Origin of the sequence: Paraburkholderia polaris, assembly GCF_012927345.1 — a bacterium.
In the GTDB taxonomy this organism is placed as follows: Bacteria; Pseudomonadota; Gammaproteobacteria; order Burkholderiales; family Burkholderiaceae; genus Paraburkholderia; species Paraburkholderia polaris.
On the sequence record NZ_JABBGJ010000029.1, the window covers coordinates 105,072 to 126,450 of the forward strand.

Below are 21,379 nucleotides of genomic sequence, written 5' to 3' on the forward strand. Positions count from 1 at the left end.
TGAAGTCGACATGATACCGCGAGACCAGGCGCAAATTGACGCCTCGGCCTCGCTTTAGCCCCTCATCCGAACGGCTGCTCAGGTGTTCTGGACAACGATGTTGGGAAACTTCGAGGTCATGTCGCGAGCCCGCTCGGCGATATGGATTGCAACCTTGCGCGCAATCGACCGGTAGATCTCCGCGATGCGCCCTTCCGGATCCGCCACGACGGTGGGTTTGCCCGAGTCGGCCTGCTCACGGATGGCGATGTCGAGCGGCAGGCTGCCGAGCACGTCGACACCGTATTCCTTGCCCATCCGCTCGCCGCCGCCCGCGCCAAAGATATGCTCTTCGTGGCCGCAATTCGAGCAGATATGCATACCCATGTTCTCGACGATGCCGAGGATCGGAATGCCGACCTTTTCGAACATCTTGAGGCCCTTCTTCGCGTCGAGCAGGGCGATGTCCTGCGGCGTCGTGACGATCACGGCGCCCGTCACCGGCACGCGCTGCGACAAGGTCAGCTGAATGTCGCCGGTGCCTGGCGGCATGTCGACGATCAGGTAGTCAAGATCTTGCCAGTTGGTCTGCCGCAACAGTTGTTCGAGCGCCGAGGTGGCCATCGGGCCGCGCCACACCATCGGGTTGTCCTGCTCGATCAGAAAGCCGATCGAGTTGGCCTGCAAGCCGTGGCCGGTCATCGGGTTCATCGACTTTTCGTCGGGTGATTCGGGACGGCCGACAATCCCAAGCATCATCGGCAACGAGGGGCCGTAGATATCCGCATCGAGGATGCCGACCGACGCGCCTTCGCTCGCCAGTGCCAGCGCGAGGTTCACGGCGGTCGTGCTCTTGCCGACCCCACCCTTGCCCGACGCCACCGCGACGATGTTTTTAACGTTCGGCAATAGTTTGACGCCGCGCTGCACGGTATGAGCAGCGATGTTCTGGGACACCTCGACGCGTGCGTTTACCACACCGGGAACGGCCTTCAGCGCGTCGGCGAATTGCGTGCGGACCGCTTCAAACTGCCGTTTCGCCGGATAGCCGAGTACCACCTCGAGGCTAACCGTGTCATCCTCCACGGCCACGTTCTTGACGTTCCTGGCAGCCGCGTACGGCTTGCCGGTGTTGGGGTCAGTGACGGCCGCGAGGGCAGCGTCGACCAAAGCCCGATCGATACTCATTGACACTCCGTGGGAACACTTGCGGCGCGGTGGAATCGAAGCTTCGGCCACGCGCCGGAATTTGAAAAAAATTGTTAGACGGGATTGCTAAAACCACGCGTGCCGTGCACCCTTCGGGCAGGCGGAACGCCATGGGGTCGCATCGCTGCGTACTTCAGTCATCATTGTAGTGGCTGGCGCCAAGCCATGCCGGAAGACCCTTCTCCACTGTCGGACCGGGATTGGGGAAGACGCAGGATTCTCGTATTGTCGACTTGCGCGCTTTACGGCCGTCACGTCCGGCGGATAGATTTATCGCTTCCACCCGCTTCACTCAAAAGGAATTAAAAAATGAATGCAAAAATCATGACTCGCCTTGCCGTTTTCGCCGTTGCCGGTTCGTTGCTGGCTGGCTGCGCAAGCCAGCAAGGCACTGACACGGCTGTCGGCACGGGCGTAGGCGCCGCCACCGGCGCGGCGATCGGCGCGATCTTCGGCGGCGGCAAGGGCGCGGCGATCGGCGCGGGCGCCGGCGCAGCCGTGGGCGGTATCACCGGCTACAACTGGCAAGCCATTCACAACAAGCTGTCGGGCGCCACCAAGGGCACCGGCACGCAGATCACCGAGCAGCCGGACGGCTCGCTCAAGCTGAACATCCCGAGCTCGGTCACGTTCGACACCAACAGCTACGCAGTCAAGCCGTCGTTCGCGCCGGTGCTGGATCAGTTGACGCAGACCATGCAGCAGAATCCGGAACTGATCGCCCAGGTGATCGGCTACACGGACAGCACGGGTCAGCCGGCCTACAACCAGACGCTGTCGGTTAACCGTGCGCAAAGCGTGACGGGCTATCTGGGGCAACGCGGTGTCGCGCCGCAACGCCTGTCGGCACAAGGCATGGGCCAGAACCAACCGGTCGCCGACAACAACACCGAAGCCGGCCGTGCAGCTAACCGCCGCGTGGAAATCTATCTGCGCGCCACGGCTCAACACGCCACGCAATAAGGGCACAGCCTGAAAGAGGGAGAAGCAACCGGGCACAAGGCGGCTTTGCCGCTTTTTGCCGCCAGCGTCCGGCAAGCCGTAAAAAGCGGAGGAAAGGAAATCTCGCACGAGAACGAAAAAAATTTCGAACTCTGCCGAAAATCCGCGGTCTGTCTTTACGGTACGTGGCTGGCGAAGCCGCCGCGTCACCATTCTCCTCTTGTCGTTGTTGCTCCGGGGTTAATAGCCCCGGTTTTTTTTGGGCGCTCGCTTTTCGCCCCGCAGGAAGTCCACCGCCCAGATGGAAATCCCCTTGGGGGATTGGGGGACAAACCCACCCACTCCAGCAACTGCCCAGCCGCGGCCCAGGCGGCCCAGCCCGCGCCGGGCGCCCGCCCTGCTAGAATCAACGTTTCGTCCCACCGCAGGCTCCCACCATCCTTATGTCAGTACCCGCAACCGATCTCTCCGCAGGCGCGCCGTCAGGCCGTCGCCAGGTTCTCGTCACGTCGGCCCTTCCGTATGCGAATGGGCAAATCCATATCGGCCATCTGGTCGAATATATCCAGACGGACATCTGGGTCCGGACGTTGCGAATGCACGGGCACGAGGTCTACTACGTGGGCGCCGACGACACGCACGGCACGCCGGTCATGCTGCGCGCGGAAAAGGAAGGTCTGACGCCGAAGCAGCTGATCGACCGCGTCTGGCAGGAACACAAACGCGATTTCGACAGCTTCGGGATTTCGTTCGACAATTACTACTCAACCGATTCCGAAGAGAATCGCGTGTTGAGCGAATCGGTCTACCTTGCGCTCAAAGACGCCGGCCTGATCGAAGCGCGCGACATCGAACAGGCGTACGACCCCGTCAAGGAAATGTTCCTGCCGGACCGCTTCATCAAGGGCGAATGCCCGAAGTGCGGCGCGAAGGATCAATACGGCGACAGTTGCGAAGTATGCGGTTCGACTTACCTGCCGACCGACCTGGTCAATCCGTATTCGGTGGTCTCGGGCGCCACGCCGATTCGTAAGACTTCGACGCACTATTTCTTCCGCCTGTCAGATCCGCGCTGCGAGAATTTCCTGCGCGCGTGGGTCAGCGGCCTCGCGCAGCCGGAAGCCACCAACAAGATGCGCGAATGGCTCGGCGACGCCGGCGAAGCCAAGCTCGCCGACTGGGATATTTCGCGCGACGCGCCGTATTTCGGCTTCGAGATTCCGGGCGCGCCGGGCAAATATTTCTACGTGTGGCTGGATGCACCGGTCGGCTATTACGCGAGTTTCAAAAACCTGGCCGTTAAGCGCGGCCTCGACTTCGACGCGTGGATTCGCAAGGGCTCGACCGCCGAGCAGTACCACTTCATCGGCAAAGACATTCTGTATTTCCACACGCTGTTCTGGCCGGCCATGCTCGAATTCTCGGGTCACCGCACGCCGACCAACGTGTTCGCGCACGGCTTCCTGACGGTGGACGGCGCGAAGATGTCGAAGTCGCGCGGCACGTTCATCACCGCGCAAAGCGTGATCGACACGGGCCTGAATCCGGAATGGCTGCGCTACTACTTCGCCGCCAAGCTGAACAGCACGATGGAAGACCTCGACCTGAACCTCGACGACTTCCAGGCTCGTGTGAACAGCGATCTGGTCGGCAAGTACGTGAACATCGCGAGCCGCGCCGCCGGCTTCCTGATCAAGCGTTTCGACGGCCGCGTGCAGGACAGCGCCATGCAGCACCCGTTGCTCGCCACGCTGCGCGCGGCCGTGCCGCAAATCGCCGCGAACTATGAGGCGCGCGAGTACAACCGCGCACTGCGCCAGACCATGGAACTGGCCGACGCAGTCAATGCATACGTCGACACCGCCAAGCCGTGGGATCAGGCGAAAGACCCGGCTAACGCGGTCGCGTTGCACGAAACCTGCAGCGTGAGCATCGAAGCATTCCGTCTGCTGTCGCTGGCGCTCAAACCGGTGTTGCCGAAGCTGGCGGAAGCGGTCGAAGCCTTCCTCGGCATCGAGCCGCTGGTGTGGGCCGACGCGAACGTGCCGCTCTCCTCCACGCGCCCGATCAACGCGTACAAGCATCTGATGACGCGCGTCGATCCGAAGCAGATCGAGGCGCTCATCGCAGCGAATCGCGACTCGCTGCAAGCCACGCCGGAAGCTGCGGCGCCGGCTGATGCGAAGGCCAAGTCGAAGGCAGCGAAAGCAGCCGCTACCGATAAGGATGAAACGCCTGGCATCATCTCGATCGACGACTTCGCCAAGATCGATCTGCGCATCGCGAAGATCGTCGACTGCAAGGCGGTGGAAGGCTCGGACAAACTGCTGCAACTGACGCTCGACGTCGGCGAAGAGAAAACGCGCAACGTGTTCTCGGGCATCAAGTCGGCTTATCAGCCGGAGCAACTGATCGGCAAGCTGACAGTGATGGTCGCGAACCTCGCACCGCGCAAGATGAAGTTCGGCCTGTCCGAAGGGATGGTGCTGGCGGCCTCGGCGACTGACGAGAAAGCCGAACCGGGCCTCTACGTCCTCGAGCCGGATAGCGGCGCGAAGCCGGGCATGCGCGTGAAATAAAGCGCGCGGCGTCGAACGCTGCAGGTATCAACAAAAAACGGCACGCTTTAAAAGGCGTGCCGTTTTTTTGTGCCGTGGCGTTGCCCGGACCACTGCCACCGCCGTCACCTCCATCACCACCGGATCTGGTCGAAGCGCCGGGTGTAAAGCAGTTCTAAGCCGTCGAACGTGCCGCCATATGCCGCAACCGACCAATAGCGCGTGAGGTTCACCGTCGCCTTGATCGCATTGCTCGCCGACTGCAGACCCTGCTCGTAGCCGACCACGAGCCACTCGTTGATTGCCTTCGACACCATCACCACCTGGGGATCGGTCAACCCGACTTCGCTTCGCCCGATCGAAAATTCGTCGAGTCCGAAGGTCTGCGCGATCCGCTTGCCGCTCGCGCTGCCGAGCAAGGCGAGCGCGGTCGTCATGGTGCTTTGCTGACCGAGGTTATTGCCCTGATCCGTGCCGTGTCCAAACAACAGCCACGAGAGCTTTTCGTTATCGGGCACGCTCGGCTCTGACACCAGCTTCGCAACCGGGAACTGAACGGTGCCGGTGACCTGCACGCCCGCCTCGACCTGCTGATTGCGGCGCATTGCCAGGATATTGATTCCCGGATTGGCCACCGGACCGTTGAACGTGAAGAAGCCGTTCTCGATGTTGAGCTTGCGACCGAACGCGGTATAGGTCGAACCCGGCGTTACGCGGACATTGCCGACCGCGCGCAGCGGCAGGTTCGGCGCGCTCATTGCCGTGATCGTGCCGCTCAGGCCGAGGTCCGCGCCTTGCCCGCGAAAACGGAAGCTGTTGCCGAGACTGATGTCGATATTGGCGCGCGGCGCGAACGGACCGATCGGCTTGTTGGTGCCGGCCACCGCGGGCGGCGGCCGCTCGCCCGCCACCGTGCCGTCCGGACGCACGATCACCACATCGTCGCCGAGCTTCGGCGCGGACTGCTCCGGCATATCGAACAGCGCGTGATCGACCACGAATTTGCCGTTGATCGCCATGCCGCCCTCTGCCCCGGCATTCGCCACGCTCGCGCTGCCCGACAGCGACAGATTGCGATCAGGCGCCGCGAACAATTCCAGCTTATCCGCGACGATGCTCGCGGACAGATCCGGCTGGGCGCCATCCAGACGCACACGGCCGGTGGCGCGCAGCGTGCCGCTCGCGCCGTGAAACTCGACCTGCTGGAAGTCCACCAGATTTTGCGAGAGCGCGATGCGCACCACACCGTCCTTCAACTGCACGCCCTGGTCGACCATCGTTGCCGACAAACCGTCGCCGAGCAGCGACCCCGTCAGGTTCGGCTTGGCGACCGTGCCCCCGAGCGCGAGTTTCAGCGCGAGGTGACCGTCGAGCAGATAGCTCGGGCCGAACAGGCCGCCGGTCGTTTTCAGCGACGGCACGTTCGCATTCACATTGCCGCTCAGCGCGCCCTCTTCGTTAATGGTCAGGAAGCCGTCGCGCATCACGAGCGCGGTGTGCGCGTCGGCGTCGACCACGCCGATCCGGCTAGCCTGCGCGTGGACGGTCGCATTCAGCCGGTTGCCGCCGCTGAATTCAGCGCGCGCGCTCAAATCCGTAATACCCAGCGAAGCCAAACCACGACCGATTTCGACCGTCACGTCGCCGCCGCGACGCTTCAACTCGATGTGACCGCTCGCGGTGCTGCCGAGCGCAAAATCCCAGTCGCCGTCGAACACCAGATCGGTTTTGACGGCCGGCGGCTCGCCGGTGATCTCGCGACGCAGATCCTGCAAGCGCGCGAGCGAAATGTCGGTCAAGGTGCCCGCGGACTGGATCTTGCCGTGGTCAAAGGCGAACGATTTCAGGCTCAGCACCGCGCCCTCGAGCGTGAGACGTGTCGCGCCGAGCGTCAGGCGGTCCGGTCCGGCACTCACGGCGAGCGGCGACTCGAGATTCAGAGCGGGCGTGCCGCGGTTCTGCAGGCGGGTCACGGTGCCGTCCCAGCGCGTGCCGTCGCGTGCTTCGGTCAGCTTGCCGTTGGCCGCGAGCGCCAGATCGAGCGGACGGTCCTGCAGTTTGCCGGTGGCCGCCGCCTCCAGCGTATGGTTTGCGCGCGTGCCGGACAGGCGTGCCGTGAGCGTGGTCAGATCGACGCCACCAGCGCTGAGATTGCGCGCGTCGGTCGTGAAAACGAGCGCGCCGTTCGCACCGTCGCGCAGTTCGGCGTGACCTTCCGCATGGCCGATGCGGTTACTGCTGAACACCACGCTGTCTGCCTTGTAGTTCAGCACGATATTCGGATGCGCAAACGAGCCGGTGACGTCGCCATCCGCCGCGACGAACCCGGCGAGGCCGAAACCGAGGCGCTCCAGTTCCGGCGCATCGACGCGGAAACGCAGCCGGTCGCCGCGCGCGCCGAAGCTGCCTTGCAAGTCCACCTGATTGCCCGCCACCGACAGATTCGCGCGGCTTGGCAGAATTCGCGCGCCGGCTAGCTGGACCGTGCCGCCGCCCGTCAGCGGCAGGCCGTCATAGACGCTCGGGCCAAGCTTGAACTCAGCTTTGGTGGTGAAGACCGGACCGAGCATCCCCGCTGCCGTGAGCGTGCCGTTCACGCGTGCCTCGATCTTGCGCGCTGGCTGCGCGCCGCGCCTGGGCGGCGGCGCTTTGCGTTGAATCACCTCAGTCCGCACCGCGGCCTTGGCGGTGTTCTTTACTGCGGCGGCGGCTTTGTCGGCAGGGGCCGCGCTTTTCGCACCGGCCGTGCTGCCCGCTTCCGCCGCACCTTGTGCAACTTTCCTGCTTTTGGCATTGCTCGCCGCGGGTGCCGGGCCCGTTACCGGCGTGCGCGACGGCATCTGCGAAGTTAGCGTCAACGGATCGAAATCGGTCAGTTGCGCTTTCAGGTTGTAGGTGGAATTCGCGTCGTGCTTGAGCGCGCCGGACAGATCGATGCGGCCTTTGCCCGACGTGACACGCACATCGTTGAAGCTCATGCGCGCGGGGTCGAAGGTCACCTTGCCTTGCGCGCGCAACCCGGCTTTCGGGTCGGCGAGATCGAGGGTCAGGCTTTGGACGTCGTCGTTCAGACGGATGCCGATCGGACCGGAAAGCTGGGTAGGCCGCACGGTCGCTTCGAGCGCGTTCAGGTCGAGCCCGGCGACTTGCAGATCGAACTGGCCGCGCTTGCCGGTCAGCGCGCCGCCGCCAGTGAGCGTGGCGCTCTTCACGAGCCGTACCTTCAGGTTCGAGATGCGCTGCGCCTGGGCGTCGAGGCGCACGTCGGCGTTGGCATCGATCACGGGCAACAGGTTCTGGTCGATCGCACCCGGTTTCGCGTTGACGATCGAGACATGGCCGGCAACGGCGAAACCTGCGGCGCCTTTTTCTGCCGCGTCGGTGTTGACGCCGCCTTTGCCGTTTTTGACAACATGCGACTCGGCAATGCCGGCGGCGTTGTTCTGGCTCGCGCTATTGCTGGCGGCGGCGCTGCCGGCACTGACGGTGCTCGCGGCGCCGGAAGCGCCGGCGGGACTCGCCTTACTCGCCGCGCCTGCGCCACTCACCCCGCTCGCCCCACTAGCCGTGCCCAACACTACCGCACCCGCCGCATCTTGCCCCACCGGAGCAAGTTCAGCCCGCACCGCCAGATCCGCTAACGGCGCGCCGGGCGCAAATGCCTGCGGATTGAGGTGGTCGAAAGTCAGCGTCGCGCGTTGCAACGGTACGTCGCCAAATGGCGTCGCCTCGACCCGGGCGTGGCCGGCGAGCTTCATGCCGCTGGCATCGAGTTCGGCAATGAGATTCTCCAGCGAGCCGCTCAGATGGCCGCCCACCTGCACTGCCTCGTTGTTGACCTTACCGGAATAACCAATATCTCCGGTCAGCGGAAACGGCCGCACCCCGTCGAGCTTCGCCGCCGCCGTCACCGCGCCGAACGGCGTGTCCAGCCGCTCGATCGCCGCCTCGTGGCGCCGGCCGTCGCTGCGGCCATGAAACATGAAGCGGGAAAGCTCGGTCGTCGACCCACCCTGGCGCAACAGCAGTTTGTCGACCTGCACGTCGCGCACTTCGAGTTGCATCGGCAAGCGCAAGTCTTGCGGCAGTTTCAGCGGTCCGCTGCTGCTGGACGACGAAGAGCCGACACGGGCGTCGATCGTACCGATATGCAGATAGTCGATCGTGAAGCGCCAAGGCTTGCGCGTCAGTCCCCAGCGGCCGGCCACGCGGTCGATCTGGATATCGGTGCCGTTGCCGTCGAGGCTGCGCCAGCGTACCTGCCGGAGTTGCACGCCGTTGGCGATGGCGCCGCTCTCGAGTGTGCCCGTTAGCTTGCCACCCAGCAGTTTGACGGCCGCCTGCCATGCGTATGCCGTTCCGCGCTCAGTCGTCAGCGCGCCGTACACCAGGCCGATTGCCACGGCGACCAGCAGTACCAGCACAGCGATCGTCCACGCAAGCGTTTTCAGCAGCAACCGACCACGACGGCGCTCAGGTGGCGGCGCGTCGGGCGAAGGTGGCTGTCCGGGCGGATGAGCGCCGGGCGGCTGCGCGGGTGGCTGGGCGGAAACGTCCGTGGTCATGCGTGGATCATGTAAAAGCAGGTTTCCATCAGAAGGCGATGCCGAGGGTCAGGTAGGGTCGCACGCTCCTGTTGCGGATCCCGTAGGCGACATCGACGTTGACCGGACCGACCGGGCTGCGCCAGCGCGCCCCGACGCCGACGCCGGGATAAAAGACTTTCTCGCCCCAGGTATCGGTGGCGGTGCCGACGTCGAAGAACGCGGCTGCGCCCCAGTCGTGACTAAACCAGTGCTGATACTCGGCCGCCGCCGTCACGAGATACTTGGTGGGCAGCACCGAACCGTCGACGTTGTTACCAATACTCTGATAGCTGTAGCCACGTATCGAATTCGAGCCCCCCGCGCGGAACAACAGCGAAGCCGGGATCCCGCTCGAACTGCCGCTCGTGAACACGCCGCCGAGTTCGGCACGGAACAGCACAATGTCTTCCTTGCCGATCGGCAGGTACTGCTGGCCACGGGCGTAGCCGCGCACGAAGGTCTGGTCGGTCAGCACGCCTTTGACCGCGAAGCCCGCTTCGACGTGAATCAGGTTGCCCGAGCGCGGGAACAGCGGGTCGTCGGTATTGCGGCGGGTCCATGACCATGATGGCACCAACGCGCGACTGGTGGTCGGCGCAAACTCGTTCTGGTCGAGCCGGTCCTGGTAGTAGAGGATCGAGTAGTTGTAGTCGATGTATTGCGACGTACGGGCCCGCTGCACGCCGCCGCGGATACTGTAGATGCGCGTATCGGACACGTCGGTCGTGGTGTAGGAGGCCAGCACGCTATTAGTCCACGCGCGCGGCCCAGGCGGCATCGAGAGCTGGATTTGCCCGTACTGCTGGATCTGGTCGAGACGGCCCTCGACCGTAAACGGCCACGCTTTGCCGAACGTGTCGAGATACGAATACGAACCCTGGATCAGCGGGCCGTTGTCAGTCGAATAACCCACCCCGCCGCGGATATTGTTGTACGGATATTCCGACACCTTCACGTGCATCGGCGTATCGACCGGCTTGGCCGGATCGCTATCCACGTCGATCGCCACGCTCGCGTAGTACGGCGTGTTCTGCAACTGCCGCTGCAATTCGGCGACGCGCTGCACGTCGTAGATATCCCCGGCCGAAATCGGATTCACGTTGTCGACGATCTGTTCCGGATAGCGCCGCGTGCCGGAGACGTCGAGCTTGCCCATCGTGAAGGTCGGGCCGCTTTCATACGTAACCGACAATTTCGCTTCGTGCGTGCGCGGGTCGATCCGCGCTTCGGAGTGGTAGATCTTCGCGCCCAGGTAACGGCGCGCCTGCAACGCCTTGAGCGACGCGTTTTTCGCGTCGTCCCAGTCGCCTTGCGAAAACGGATCGCCTTCATGCAGTGAAAACGCGAAGCGCGCGGCGTTTTCCTGAGCCGGGTCTTCGGTCAGCACCGGGCCGCGAAACGACAGCGAAATCGACGTGATGAGGGTTTGCGGGCCGGGATCGACGCTCACTGTCACGCGCTTTTCATCGTCGACGGTTCTCACGTCGGTGCGGACGACGGGCGTGAAATAGCCCTGCGTGGCGGCCAGATCGCGCACCTGCTGGGGCGTGGCCGTAATCAGAAATTCGAACTGGTCGTCGCTGATGTCGGGACGCTTGGCGAAGCGCGCCACGTCCAGGTGCGCTTCGAGCAGCTTGCGCAGCGAGCGCGGCGTGGCTTCGATATCGACCTTGTAGCTGGCGGCCGCGCGCCGCGCTGCGTGCGCGTCGACCGTGGCAAGCATGAGCATGACGATGCCGAACGCCAGCCACGCGCGCAGCCAGCGCCGAATGGGCATCAGATGCCCGGGTTCGTCACCGGTTTTGCCGCGCCGCACATTCGGCTCTTCGATCGCACACCCCGCCAAACAGGACCTCCGGCCGTGGTTGATGAATTCTGTCGCTCGGGCTCGCCGCGGCGGCCGAAGCTCGCTATTTGACCACATCGGCGAAGCCGCGCCATCTCTTAAAGCCGTTTGCAGCTTGAGGCGCGGCGGGCCCTCAGGCTGGTATGCAGCGCCCCATGCGGCACACGTCACGAGGTCCGCCCGGACGCATAGCGCGGATGTACACCGCCGCGCCAACCACGCGCCCGCCATTGACGCATCGCAGCAGCGCGGGTTCCGGGCGTTTTTGCGGGCGCCCCGCTCCCGCCAGCCACCGTTTTTCGACCACGCGCGCAGCATGCGGTAAAATTATGGAATAGCAGCGATGCCGCGCGGGTTCCCGCTGGGCAGCCGCCATTCCCCAAATCACGGACGTCTAGCCATGTATCAATCGGACATCACCCAGTTCCTGAACCAGCTCAAGCAGCAAAAACCGAATCTGGAAGCTGAGCAGCGCCGTGGCCGGTCGCTGCTGTGGGACAAACAGCCGATCGACCTCGAAGAACGCGCCGAACAGAAAGCTTCGCGCGTAGAGCAGACGCCTTACTCGTACTATCAAAACTTCTAAGCGCGTGAGTCACGCCGACGAGGCAAAGGGCGCCACGCCGGCGCCCGACGCCGCGCTTGCCGCGCCCGCCACCGATTCAACGCCGGATACCGTCGACGGCATCGCTTTCGCACGCCTGTACGGCGAGCCGCTCTTCAAGCTGCCGACGGATCTGTACATTCCGCCGGACGCGCTCGAGGTGTTCCTCGAAACGTTCGAAGGCCCGCTGGATCTGTTGCTGTACCTGATCCGCAAGCAGAATTTCAACGTGCTCGACATCCCGATGGCGGATGTCACGGTTCAATACCTCGGCTACGTCGACCAGTTGCGTCAGACCAATCTCGAACTCGCGTCCGAGTATCTGCTGATGGCTGCGATGCTGATCGAGATCAAGTCGCGCATGCTGCTGCCGGTAAAGAAGGCCGACAGCGGCGATGAAGCCGAAGATCCGCGTGCGGAACTGGTACGCCGCCTGCTCGAATACGAGCAGATGAAGCTCGCCGCGCAGCGCATCGACCATCTGCCGCAGCTTGGCCGCGATTTCCTGCGCGCCGAGGTGTATATCGAGCAAAGCATCACGCCGCGCTTTCCGGATGTGGATAGCGAAGATCTGCGCGCCGCGTGGGCCGACGTGATCAAGCGCGCCAAGCTGGTTCAGCATCACAAGATTTCGCGCGAGGAATTGTCGGTGCGCGAGCATATGAGCACGATCCTGCGGCGCCTGCAGAACGCGCGTTTCATGGAATTCTCCGATCTGTTCGACACGAGCAAAGGCGTGCCGGTGGTCGTGGTGAATTTCATCGCCATGCTCGAGTTGTGCCGTGAGTCGCTTATCGAAATCACTCAGGCCGAGCCGTTCGCACCGATCTATGTGCGCCTCGCCTATTTGCCGGCCTGAGGCCGCGAAACGGGGTTTGCATGCGCCATCGCTGTCGCAAACGCCCCGCTTCAGTGCATCCTCCGGAACAAATCCACTACGTCGGTGCGCCCCCGCAACAAATCCACTACAATCCGGCGCTCCGAACCTGTCATTGCCAGTGAGGCCGCGGGTCCCGCAAAACTGAGTTTTTGCGTCCACCGAGTCTCGCGCCGCGCGAGGAAATCCCTGTCCAATCATGAAAGTCATCAGCTCGATCCATGAATTGCGCGACCAGTTGCGCGGCCAGAATCGCACCGCCTTCGTGCCAACCATGGGCAATTTGCATGAGGGCCATCTGTCGCTGATGCGCCTCGCGCGCCAGCACGGCGATCCGGTGGTGGCGAGCATCTTCGTCAACCGCCTGCAGTTCGGCCCGAACGAAGATTTCGACAAATATCCACGCACGATGGAAGCGGACATCGAGAAGCTGCAGAAAGAAGGCGTCTACGTCCTGTTCGCGCCGACGGAACGGGATCTGTACCCGGAGCCGCAGGAATACCGCGTGCATCCGCCGCACGATCTGGGCGACATTCTCGAAGGCGAATTCCGGCCTGGGTTCTTCCAGGGTGTGTGCACGGTGGTGATGAAGCTGATGTCGTGCGTGCAGCCGCGCGTCGCGGTGTTCGGCAAGAAGGATTACCAGCAACTGATGATCGTGCGCAGCATGTGCCACCAGTTCGCGTTGCCGACGGACATCATCGCCGCGGAAACCGTGCGTGACACCGACGGCCTCGCGCTCAGTTCGCGCAACCGCTATCTGCAGCCCGCCGAGCGCGCCGAAGCGCCGATGCTGGCCGCCGAACTCAATCGCGTGCGCGATGCGGTGCTCGCCGGCGATCGCGACTTCGCAAAACTCGAACAGGCGGCGATGGCGGCCTTGGCCGCGCGCGGCTGGCAACCTGATTACATCGCCGTGCGCAAGCGCTCGAATCTGCTGCCGCCGGGCCCGCAAGACGCGAACGCGGAGTTGGTCGTGCTGACGGCCGCCAAGCTCGGTGCGACTCGTCTCATCGACAACCTCGAAATCTGAAACCGTCTGAGTTTGCGCAAACGCGCATAAGAAGCCACAAGGGATTGGTCATGCAACGCAACATGCTGAAGTCGAAAATCCATCGCGTCGCGGTCACGCACTGCGAACTGCACTACGAAGGTTCGTGCGCGATCGACGAGGACTTGCTGGAAGCCGCGAATATCGTCGAAAACGAACGGATCGACATCTGGAACATCAACAACGGCGAGCGTTTCTCGACGTATGCGATCAAGGGCGAACGGGGCAGCGGCATGATTTCGCTGAACGGTTCGGCCGCGCGGCGCGCGCAACTGGGCGATCTGGTGATCATCGCAGCGTTTGCGGTGGTCGACGAAGCGGAGCTGAAGGCAGGCTGGAAGCCGGATCTGGTGTTCGTCGACGATAACAACAAGATCAAGGGCAGCCGCGATCACGTGCCGACCCAGAACTGGACCTGAGCCTGCCTTTCGCCGCGCGGGTCCATGCAGCGGGCGGCCACGCCGCCTGCTGATTCATATCAAGCCTTCTTGCTGGTGCCGTTGGTCCATTGGATGATCGGCTGCCACTGCTCCAGATCCTTCTCCACGCGGCTTTTCGCGACGTCCCACAAGGTCAGGCCGTGCGCCGCCAGTTGCACGTAATTCTGCGTGTCGCGCAGGTAACCCAGCACCGGCAGTTTCAATCCCTCGACAAAGCGATGCAGCTGCTCCGCTGAGCGCGTGCGAGCGTCGACGCGCATGCCCACCACACCGATCTCGATCGCGCCTTTCCTGACCGCCTTCTCCTTCGCCAGCCGCTCGAGAAATTCCTGGGTGGCGAGAATATCGAACATGGATGGCTGCAGCGGCACGATCACCTTGTCGGCCAGATCCAGCGCGATATTCATGCGGTTGCCGTGCAACCCGGCCGGCGTGTCGATGACCGCGTGTTCCAAACCTCTGGGTGGTTTGGTGGGGTTTTCAAGGTCAACCTCCCAGGTCTCGATGGCCGGCAACGCAGGCGGACGCAGCGACAGCCAAGCGTGCGCGGACTGCTGTTTGTCCAGGTCCGCCAGTGCGACCCATTCTCCGAGCGACGCGAAATAGCCAGCCAGATTGGTGGACAGCGTGCTTTTGCCCACGCCGCCCTTCGGATTCGCCACCACGATCACCGTCATGAATTCTCCCGGAAAGAAGGCTGGGCGCCGCCAGCCGGTTTGCCGCGCAGTTTGCTCTGACTTGCGCAGGTGTGTCCTGATCCGTACCGGTTTCAGGTTCACCCGCCGATCCAGCCGTTGATAATATCGACAAATGCACCGGGGCCGAAGCCCCCAAACGGCTATTGGCTGCCCTGCAACCCTGATTTCTCGATCGAGGACCCCAATCTCATGAGCAAACTCCGTCCGGAATACTCCATCGAGCGCCTGCATGAACGTCAGAAGGGCAAGCTGCCCGGCTTGCTGGGCGTGCACGTGCTGACGCTGGAGCAAGGCGCCCTGACCGCGGAATTGACCGTGCGCGACGAATTGCTGGCACCGAACGGCTTTTTGCATGCCGCCACCGTGATCGGCCTCGCCGATACCGCCTGCGGCTATGCATGCCTCGCCCACCTGCCCGAAACGGCGCGCAATTTCACGACCGTCGAGCTGAAAAGCAATTTTCTCGGCACGGCGACGGAAGGCACGATCCGCGCGGTCGCCAAGGCCGTGCATCTGGGCCGCAGCACGCAGGTGTGGGACGCCACCGTCACCGATCCGAACGGCAAGACGATGGCGCTGTTTCGCTGCACGCAGATCGTGTTGTATTGACTGACTGACGCGCAGACACGGCGAAGGGCTCGACATGCCTGAAGCGCCTTGGCTCGGCGCGATAAAAAAAGCACGCGGCCTCACGGCGCGTGCTTTTTTGTTGTCCGACGGGGCGGAATGCCGGAGCGGTTGGGTGTCTAGGTGCCTGGGCTTTTGGGCTTTTGGGCTTTTGGGCTTTTGGGCTTTTGGGCTCTTCGGCTCCTGGGCTCCTGGGCTCCTAGGTGCTTGGTCGGCTTGAGTCTTGGCCGACGTGCCCCGGCTCGGCAACCGCCCACACGGACGCCCTAAGGTATCAGGCGGCCACTGCGCGCGGCGCCTTCGCACCGCTCAGCGCCAGCGCGCCGCCGCCGAGCAGCGACTGCACCGCCAAGGTCACCGCCCAGAAGGCCGGATATTCCCAGCCGCCGTTCGGCGACGCGAACCCCCAGCCGTTATGCAAATGCGCCGACATCGCGCCGAGCATGAACGGCAGCAGGACTAGTGCGACCCAGCGGACCTGCACGCCGAGCAGCAACGCGATACCGCCGACCAATTCGACAAACGCCGTGACATAGCCGAGCCAACCCGGCAAGCCGAGCGAGACGAAAAACTGCGCAGTGCCCGGCAGCGTGAAAACGAAGATCTTCTGCAGGCTGTGCGCGAGATAAAGGACGCCCAAGGCCAGGCGAAGGATTAAGGCGGCCGCATCGGCCGAGCGGTTCGAGTTCATGACGAGTCCTTTAGAAGAGTGACGACCTGCATCGGCCGTCGATGTGAGGACTGTATTCGAACCATATAAGACGAAAAACTGCCTTTTACGCTTTGATTATTTCCCAATCGGATTTAATCCCCGCCACCCGGTCGATCTTCGTCAGCCAATTGCAGCAAAAAGCTTCGTGAGATCAAGGTGCTCGGCGAGCGTGTCGGCCAGACGATCCAGCGAAGCCTCACGCAACGCCGGGTAGTCGATTTTCTCGGCGTCGCTCAACCCCGCCCACACGAGCAGGGCGGCGCACGCGGCCGGCGTGTCGAACAGACCGTGCACGTAGGTGGCGAGGATCTGGCCATCGGCCGAAATCGCGCCGTCGGGATGAGCGTCTTCCACGCTGCCTAATTGCAGCGCGGGCGAGTTCAGCGCCGGACCGTGCGTCTCGCCCATGTGAATCTCGTAACCGGCAACCTCCGGCAAACCAGGCAATGCGAGACGCCCTGTCACGTTCTTAAGCGTTTTTTCGCGCGTCAGCACCGTCGAGTAATCGAGCCAGCCGAGGCCCGCGCTCGTTCCGGGCGCGCCTTCCACACCGTGCGGGTCGGCCACTTCGCGTCCGAGCATCTGCATGCCGCCGCAAATCCCGATGACGCGGCCGCCGTAGCGTAAATGCCGTTGCAGCACCGCATCCCAGCCTTGCGCACGCAGAAAGGCCAGATCGCCCGGTACATTCTTGGAGCCCGGCAAGATGATCAGATCGGCCGGCGGAGGCGGCGTGCCGCTTCGCACATAATGAAAATCGACCTGCGGATGCGCGCGCAGCGCGTCGAAATCGGTGTGATTGCTGATGTGCGGCAACACCGGCACGACCACCCGCAACATCCGGCCGGCATCGCCGCTTTGCGCGGCGCGCAGTTCGGGTGGCAGCATGTCTTCGGCGTCGAGCGTCAGACCGTGCAGGTAGGGCACCACGCCAAGCACCGGCTTGCCGGTCTTGGCTTCGAGCCAGTCGAGCCCGGGCTTGAGCAAGCTGACGTCGCCGCGAAAGCGGTTGATGATGAAGCCGCGCACACGCGCCTGCTCGCTTTCCGACAGACACGCGAGCGTACCGGTCAAATGCGCGAACACCCCACCACGGTCGATGTCGGCCACCAGCACGACCGGACAGTCGACCGCTTCGGCGAAACCCATATTGGCAATATCGCGGTCGCGCAGATTGATCTCGGCGGGACTCCCCGCGCCTTCGACAAAAATCGTGTCGTATGCCGCTTGCAGACGCGCATAAGATTCCAGCACTGCCTCGAAAGCGACCGGCTTGTAATCGTGATACGCACGGGCATCGAGATTCATGCGCGCCTTGCCGTGGATGATCACTTGCGCGCCGCGGTCGCTCGTCGGCTTGAGCAGCACGGGGTTCAGGTCGGTATGCGCGGCGATGCCCGCAGCCACTGCCTGCAAGGCCTGCGCGCGGCCGATCTCGCCGCCGTCGACCGTCACCGCGCTATTGAGCGCCATGTTCTGCGGCTTGAACGGCGCGACCCGCACGCCGGCGCGGCGCGCCAGCCGGCACAAACCCGCGACGAGCGTGCTCTTGCCCGCATCGGACGTGGTGCCCTGAATCATCAGCGTGCCGCGCGGCACAGGTACGGCGTCATGCAGGTTCGAAGTGGTGGTCACGGAATGTCGGGCTCGGCGGTGAATAGGCGGTGAAGCGGCAAAGAAGCAGCCACGAAGCGGCAACGATAATGCCGTACGCGATGGCGCAGTACAGCAACGAAGGGACCACGCGGCGATTTGAACGCGGCATTATCCCATCGTGCCGGCACGTGCTGCACGCCGGTACAATCACGCGATGATTCCCCGCGACCTCACCTTCGTTCTCGGCGGCGCCCGTTCGGGCAAGAGCGTGCACGCCGAACAACTGGCGAACGGCAGCGCCCTCCCCGTCACATACATCGCCACCGCGCGCGTCGCTGACGACGCCGAATTCAGCGCGCGTATCGCGCATCATCGCGAGCGGCGTCCGGCGCATTGGCAGTTGCACGAAGCGGGCGTCGATCTCGCCGGCGCCGTGACGCAAATAGACGCGCCCGACCACTGCATCCTGATCGACTGCCTGACGCTGTGGCTCGCCAACCTGCTGTGCCCACCCGACGGCGACGGCTTGCCGGTCGATCAATATCACGCGCACTTTGCTGCTCTGGAAGCGGCGCTCATCAACGCCAAAGGCAAGATCATCGTGGTCAGCAATGAAATCGGCTTGGGCGTCGTGCCGCTCGGCGCAGAAACGCGCCTCTATGTCGACGAACTGGGGCGGCTCAATCAGCGCATCGCCGCGTTGAGCACCCGGGTCACGATGATGGTGGCGGGCTTGCCGCTCGCCTTGAAAACAGCGGGCAGCGCGTGATGCTGTCGCTTCCTCTGGTCGTCACGCTGGCCACGGCGGGCGTCGCCATCGACCGTTGGCTCGGTGAGCCGCGCACCGCGCATCCGCTGGTCGGCTTCGGCAAATGGGCGATGCGCCTCGAAACGCGCTACAACACCGGCCGGCGCTTGCGGCTCAAGGGGCTGCTCGCGTGGTCGCTGGCGGTCATGCCACCGGTGCTGATCGCCTGGTGGCTCGTCGCCGTGCTGCCGTTTTTTGCGGCCTGCGCGGTACATGTCGTGTTGCTGTGGTTCGCCCTCGGCGCACGCAGTCTGCACGATCACATTGCGCCGATCGCAGACGCATTAGCGCGACGCGATCTGGCGCAAGCGCGTCTCTTGACCTCGCGCATCGTGTCGCGCGAAACCGCTCATGCCGACGAAGCGGCGCTGTCACGCGCCGCCGTCGAATCGGCACTCGAAAATGGCAACGACGCGATCTTCGGCGCGCTGTTCTGGTTCGCGATCGCGGGCGGTCCGGGCGCGCTGGGGTTTCGTCTGGCCAATACGCTCGACGCCATGTGGGGCTACCGCACGCCGCGCTATTTGCGCTTCGGCTGGGCCGCCGCGCGCATCGACGATGTGCTCAACTGGATTCCCGCGCGCCTCACCGCGGCAAGCTATGCCTTACTCGGCGACACGCGCACCGCGCTGCGTTGCTGGCGCGAACAGGCGCCACGTTGGGACAGTCCGAACGCCGGGCCGGTCATGGCGTCAGGCGCGGGCAGTCTGAACGTCTTGATCGGCGGCCCTGCGATGTATCACGGTGCGCTGGAACACAGGCCGACGTTAGGTTTCGGACACCCCGCGAAGGCCACGCATGTCACGGCGGCGTTGATGCTGGTCGAACGGACGGTCATTCTCTGGCTGGCGGTACTGATCGTGCTGGCATTGTTGAGCGTGCCCTTTCATGGTTGATCGAATGGCGGATCACAAAGCCGGTACCGGCACCACGCTCAACGCCGTGGTCCACGGCGGCAATCTGCACGAAGCGGCTGAGCGTTACGGCATTCCGTACGCGCAATGGCTCGACCTGTCGACGGGTATCAATCCGCATGGCTACCCGGTGCCGCCGGTTCCCGCCGATGCCTGGCGCCGACTGCCCGACGAAGGCGACGGTTTTGCCGCCTGCGCGGCGCGTTACTATGGCGCGCCCGATGCCGCGCATGTGCTCCCCGTAGCAGGAAGCCAGGCGGCGATTCGCGCGCTGCCTTCGCTGCTGCCATGTGCCCAGGTTGGCATCGCGCCGCTCACGTACAGCGAATATGCGCCCGCATTCGAGCGGGCAGGACACGAAGTCATACCACTGGATGTATCCTGGGATACCTTGCCCGACGCGCTCACACACGTGGTCGTCGTGAATCCTAACAATCCGACCGCGGAGCATCTGAGTGCCGGCAAGCTGCTACACTGGCATGCGCAACTTGCCGCGCGCGGTGGCACGTTGCTGATCGACGAGGCTTTCGCCGATACCATGCCTTCGGCGTCTCTCGCGGCAAGCACCCATCGCGATGGGTTGATCGTGTTACGTTCACCGGGGAAATTCTTTGGGCTCGCCGGCGTGCGCGCCGGTTTCGTACTCGGTGCGCCAGCTTTGCTCGACGCTTTGCGTCGTACGCTCGGGGCGTGGACTGTCAGCGGCCCGGCTCGCCACGCCGTCAAAGCCGCGTTCGAAGACGAATTATGGCAACAGCGGATGCGCACGCGGCTCGATGCCGAAAGCGCCCGTCTGGTGAGTCTGTTGCATGCACAAGGTCTCCCAACACACAGCACGCCGCTCTTCGCGTGGACCGACGATGCGCGCGCCGCCGCCCTGCATGAAGCATTGGCACGGCGTGGCGTGTGGACACGCCTCTTCACGGCATCGGGCAGTGTGCGTTTCGGGCTGCCTGCGAGCGATACGGAATGGACGCGCTTCGAAGAGAGTTTGCGCGAGGCTGTTCGATGACTCGACGCCTACGTTTCGCCGTCGCCGCGGCACTTTGTGCGAGCACACTGCACGCGCATGCCGCAATCACCGTCACCGACGACACCGGCGCAACGGTCACCCTGCCTGCGCCCGCACAGCGCGTCGTCAGTCTCGCGCCGCATGTCACCGAGCTGCTGTATGCCGCGGGCGGTGGCGCGAAACTGGTCGGCGCCGTGTCCTACAGCGACTATCCGCCCGAAGCAAAGCAACTGCCGCGCGTTGGCGACAACAAGGCGCTCGACCTCGAACGGATCGTCGCGTTGAAGCCCGATCTGATCGTCGTATGGCGGCATGGCAATGCACAGCGCCAACTTGATCGCCTTCGTGAAATGCATGTGCCGCTGTTCTTCAGCGAGCCGCATCATCTCGACGATATCGCCGTGTCGCTGACGAAGCTCGGGCAATTGCTCGGCACCTCACCGACCGCAGATGCAACTGCGGCGGCATACCGTCAGGACATCGCGCGATTGCGCGCGCAGTATGCCGGCCGGCCGCCTGTCAGCGTGTTCTATCAGGTATGGGATCAACCGTTGATGACGCTCAACGGCGATCATATGGTCAGCGACGTGATTGCGTTATGCGGTGGCCGCAATGTGTTTGCGAAACTCGAGCCGTTGGTGCCGACCGTTTCGACTGAAGCGGTGCTCGCAGCGAATCCGGAAGCGATCTTCACCGCCGCGCCCGGCGCGACCAAACCGGACACGGCCCTGCCGCAACTCGACACATGGCGTGCGTGGCCGAGTCTGAAGGCCGTGGCGAACAACAATCTGTTCGCCATCGACGGCGATCTGATCAACCGGCCGGCGCCGCGTATCGCGCTAGGGGCTAAGCAATTGTGCGAAGACCTCGACCAGGCGCGCTCGCGGAGGAAGAGCGGCGCGCAGTGATGCACGTCGCAA

General features: G+C 63.7%; 17 protein-coding genes. 11 read left to right on the top strand and 6 right to left on the bottom strand.

Annotation, left to right across the window (positions count from 1 at the left end):
- Positions 1 to 78: 78 nt before the first annotated feature.
- The gene (gene apbC, locus HHL24_RS25685) at positions 79 to 1,167 is read right to left on the bottom strand and encodes an iron-sulfur cluster carrier protein ApbC (RefSeq protein ID WP_169488156.1); all 1,089 of its coding nucleotides are present in this window, start codon (positions 1,165 to 1,167) and stop codon (positions 79 to 81) included.
- A 330-nt stretch (positions 1,168 to 1,497) separates the two neighbouring features.
- Between apbC and HHL24_RS25690 the strand changes: the two genes are divergently transcribed.
- Both HHL24_RS25690 and metG read left to right on the top strand, forming a co-directional pair.
- Positions 1,498 to 2,151: an OmpA family protein gene (locus HHL24_RS25690; protein WP_054035104.1), complete on the top strand. Its 654-nt coding sequence runs from the start codon at positions 1,498 to 1,500 to the stop codon at positions 2,149 to 2,151.
- A gap of 422 nt (positions 2,152 to 2,573) precedes the next feature.
- On the top strand, positions 2,574 to 4,709 hold the full coding sequence (gene metG / locus HHL24_RS25695) for a methionine--tRNA ligase (protein WP_169488157.1): 2,136 nt from the start codon (positions 2,574 to 2,576) through the stop codon (positions 4,707 to 4,709).
- Positions 4,710 to 4,822: 113 nt separating this feature from the next.
- Here metG and HHL24_RS25700 read toward each other — a convergent pair whose 3' ends face one another.
- Positions 4,823 to 9,253, bottom strand: a complete 4,431-nt coding sequence (locus HHL24_RS25700; RefSeq protein WP_169488158.1) for a translocation/assembly module TamB domain-containing protein — start codon at positions 9,251 to 9,253, stop codon at positions 4,823 to 4,825.
- 28 nt (positions 9,254 to 9,281) lie between these two features.
- Complete coding sequence (locus HHL24_RS25705; protein ID WP_169488159.1) at positions 9,282 to 11,120, bottom strand: autotransporter assembly complex protein TamA; 1,839 nt, start codon at positions 11,118 to 11,120, stop codon at positions 9,282 to 9,284.
- A gap of 400 nt (positions 11,121 to 11,520) precedes the next feature.
- Between HHL24_RS25705 and HHL24_RS25710 the strand changes: the two genes are divergently transcribed.
- The 4 genes from HHL24_RS25710 (at position 11,521) to panD (ending at position 14,071) form a co-directional block, all read left to right on the top strand.
- Positions 11,521 to 11,706: a DUF3460 family protein gene (locus HHL24_RS25710; protein ID WP_054035105.1), complete on the top strand. Its 186-nt coding sequence runs from the start codon at positions 11,521 to 11,523 to the stop codon at positions 11,704 to 11,706.
- A 4-nt stretch (positions 11,707 to 11,710) separates the two neighbouring features.
- Complete coding sequence (locus HHL24_RS25715) at positions 11,711 to 12,583, top strand: segregation and condensation protein A (protein WP_169488160.1); 873 nt, start codon at positions 11,711 to 11,713, stop codon at positions 12,581 to 12,583.
- Positions 12,584 to 12,800: 217 nt separating this feature from the next.
- Positions 12,801 to 13,634: a pantoate--beta-alanine ligase gene (gene panC / locus HHL24_RS25720; protein WP_169488161.1), complete on the top strand. Its 834-nt coding sequence runs from the start codon at positions 12,801 to 12,803 to the stop codon at positions 13,632 to 13,634.
- A gap of 50 nt (positions 13,635 to 13,684) precedes the next feature.
- On the top strand, positions 13,685 to 14,071 hold the full coding sequence (gene panD, locus HHL24_RS25725) for an aspartate 1-decarboxylase (RefSeq protein WP_012432059.1): 387 nt from the start codon (positions 13,685 to 13,687) through the stop codon (positions 14,069 to 14,071).
- 59 nt (positions 14,072 to 14,130) lie between these two features.
- Here the strand turns inward: panD and HHL24_RS25730 are convergent, their stop codons facing one another.
- Positions 14,131 to 14,769 (bottom strand): ParA family protein, encoded by a 639-nt coding sequence (locus HHL24_RS25730; protein WP_169488162.1) that lies wholly within the window; start codon positions 14,767 to 14,769, stop codon positions 14,131 to 14,133.
- A 210-nt stretch (positions 14,770 to 14,979) separates the two neighbouring features.
- On the opposite strand from HHL24_RS25730, the gene HHL24_RS25735 reads away from it, so the two are divergent.
- On the top strand, positions 14,980 to 15,399 hold the full coding sequence (locus tag HHL24_RS25735) for a PaaI family thioesterase (RefSeq protein WP_169488163.1): 420 nt from the start codon (positions 14,980 to 14,982) through the stop codon (positions 15,397 to 15,399).
- A gap of 292 nt (positions 15,400 to 15,691) precedes the next feature.
- Here HHL24_RS25735 and HHL24_RS25740 read toward each other — a convergent pair whose 3' ends face one another.
- Together HHL24_RS25740 and HHL24_RS25745 are read right to left on the bottom strand one after the other, a co-directional pair.
- The gene (locus HHL24_RS25740; RefSeq protein ID WP_169488164.1) at positions 15,692 to 16,108 is read right to left on the bottom strand and encodes a DoxX family protein; all 417 of its coding nucleotides are present in this window, start codon (positions 16,106 to 16,108) and stop codon (positions 15,692 to 15,694) included.
- A 141-nt stretch (positions 16,109 to 16,249) separates the two neighbouring features.
- A complete protein-coding gene (locus tag HHL24_RS25745) occupies positions 16,250 to 17,710 on the bottom strand; it encodes a cobyric acid synthase (protein WP_206003019.1) in 1,461 nt (486 codons plus the stop codon).
- Between the two features lie 229 nt (positions 17,711 to 17,939).
- Here HHL24_RS25745 and cobU point away from each other — a divergent pair, with 229 nt between their 5' ends.
- The 4 genes from cobU to HHL24_RS25765 are packed head-to-tail and all read left to right on the top strand — an operon-like array spanning position 17,940 to position 21,367.
- The gene (gene cobU, locus HHL24_RS25750) at positions 17,940 to 18,494 is read left to right on the top strand and encodes a bifunctional adenosylcobinamide kinase/adenosylcobinamide-phosphate guanylyltransferase (protein ID WP_169488165.1); all 555 of its coding nucleotides are present in this window, start codon (positions 17,940 to 17,942) and stop codon (positions 18,492 to 18,494) included.
- Positions 18,494 to 19,429, top strand: coding sequence for an adenosylcobinamide-phosphate synthase CbiB (cbiB, locus tag HHL24_RS25755; RefSeq protein ID WP_169488166.1), 936 nt, complete (start codon positions 18,494 to 18,496; stop codon positions 19,427 to 19,429). The genes cobU and cbiB overlap by 1 nt, the downstream gene beginning before the upstream one ends.
- Before the next feature lie 4 nt (positions 19,430 to 19,433).
- Entirely contained in the window at positions 19,434 to 20,459 is a 1,026-nt protein-coding gene (cobD, locus tag HHL24_RS25760) for a threonine-phosphate decarboxylase CobD (protein ID WP_407947524.1), read from the top strand.
- The gene (locus HHL24_RS25765) at positions 20,456 to 21,367 is read left to right on the top strand and encodes a cobalamin-binding protein (protein WP_169488168.1); all 912 of its coding nucleotides are present in this window, start codon (positions 20,456 to 20,458) and stop codon (positions 21,365 to 21,367) included. Before cobD ends, HHL24_RS25765 begins: the two co-directional genes overlap by 4 nt.
- Positions 21,368 to 21,379: the final 12 nt, after the last annotated feature.